Origin of the sequence: Gryllotalpicola reticulitermitis, from assembly GCF_042651345.1 — a bacterium.
Classification (GTDB): Bacteria; Actinomycetota; Actinomycetes; order Actinomycetales; family Microbacteriaceae; genus Gryllotalpicola; species Gryllotalpicola reticulitermitis.
The window spans coordinates 1-1,726 of sequence record NZ_JBHSCN010000011.1 but is presented as its reverse complement, the minus strand read 5'-3'; the positions used below and the strand labels follow the sequence as shown (position 1 = coordinate 1,726).

Sequence of the window (1,726 nt, the reverse complement as noted above, 5' to 3'; positions counted from 1 at the left end):
GTGTGATGTCTCAGCAGATAGGTGACAGTTCTGCATCAGGACATCGGTAACACTTCATGTCTCAGGACATCGGTGACGGTTCTGTGGGGCTGGTCTGGAAGGTCGGGGTTCGGCGGTTGTAGCGGACGAATCCGACGTGCGTGATGCCGGGTTCGGGGATGGGGTGCTCGGCGAGGAGTTCCCCGGTCCGGGCGTCCCAGAACGCGCAGCTGTCTACCCCCGCGACGACGTGCACGCTGAGTCCGGCGAAGTCTTTACCGAGGCCGTAGACGACGCCGCGGATGCTGACTCGGCCGTCGGTGCGAACGATGCGGCGGTATTCGCCGGGCGGCAACTCGGTGGCCTGACGCAGCACCTTGGGGATGTTCTCGGGGCGCTTGGCCCCGGCGCCGCGGGGTCGGCCGTTACCGACGTGCTTGGTGCCGGGAGCGGGCCAGGGGTGTTCCAGGAGCAGCTCGCCGCCCTGGTCGTAGAATTTCACGCCGTCGGCCTGCTGAGCGACGTAGATGATCTGCCCGGCCAGTTCGCGGGCGATCTGGTAGGTCACCCCGCGAAGCTCGATCGCGCCGGAGGACTTCACCCGCCGGGTGGTCATGTTCTCGAACGGCAGTGGTGAGCCCGGTGCTCCTGGCGCGGGGTCGAGGATCATCGGCCGCTCGGCAGCCGGTAGGGGCCGGGGCGCCTCCGCGACCGGTGTGGCGTCCCACGCCGCCTGTGGGGTGAGCCTGCCGGGCAGCCCTTGGTGCGGGCGCTGCGTGTTGTAGATCACGTCGAAGGCGTCGACCTGCTTCTGCAGTTCGCCGAGGGTTGCGGCGATGGGCTGTTTGTCGAGGTACCGGAACAAGGTCTGATGGAATCGCTCGTTCTTGCCCTGGGTGGTCGGCTTGTATGGTTTCCCGGTTATCGCCTCCACGCCGAGCGACGTCGCGTAGGCGGTCAGCTGTCCGATCCAGCCGCGGCGGGCGGGGTTCAGCGCGGCGCCGTTGTCGGTCAGCAGCCGCTGCGGCACCCCGCGCGCGGCCACGCCCTTTTTGAACACGATCACCGCATCGGCGCTCGTCTCCCCGGTGGCCACGTGGGAGGCGACGGCCAAGCGGGAGTGGTCGTCCTCGAGCTGGAAGATCACACACTTCCGACCGCCGATGAGGACATACTCGGTCGCGTCCAGTTGCCAGCAGGCGTTCGGCGCGGGGTAGACGAACCGGCGGTAGGACGCCCGAGGCCGCTTCTTCGGCTCCACGCGGGCGACCCCGGCGCGACGGAAGATCCGCGCGAGCGACGCGACCGAGGGTGCGACCAGGCCGAGCGCGATCATCTTGTCGTGCACGCTGATCGGCCCATGATCCAACCCGGAGGACTCCAGTGCGGCGCGGACCTCGACCGCCTGCCGCTCGATGTCGTCGGCGATCCGGCCAGGACTCGTCTTCGGCCGCCGCGACCGTGGCACCAGCGCCGCCGCCTGGCCCTCCTCGACCACGCGGGCACGGATCGCGTAGAACGTCTTGCGGGAGATGCCGTGCTCGGCGCAGAACGTCGTGACCGCCCCACGCGGGGCGTCATCAGGCCACCGGGCAATCGCGAGACGGACACGGGCATCAACAGGATCATTCGGCTTCGGCACCCTCCATCACAACGGGAGAAGCGTCACCACCAAACCCGCCCGAACCGTCACCGATGTGTTGATACCCGAGCGTCACCGATGTCCTGCGACATAACACATTCTCTA

Annotated in this window: 1 pseudogene; it reads right to left on the bottom strand. The window is 67.8% G+C overall.

The annotated features are described in order from the left end of the window. Nucleotides 1–682: 682 nt before the first annotated feature. A pseudogene (locus tag ACFOYW_RS16425) lies at nucleotides 683–1,621 on the bottom strand (integrase core domain-containing protein); the annotation flags it as partial. Between the last annotated feature and the right edge of the window lie 105 nt (nucleotides 1,622–1,726).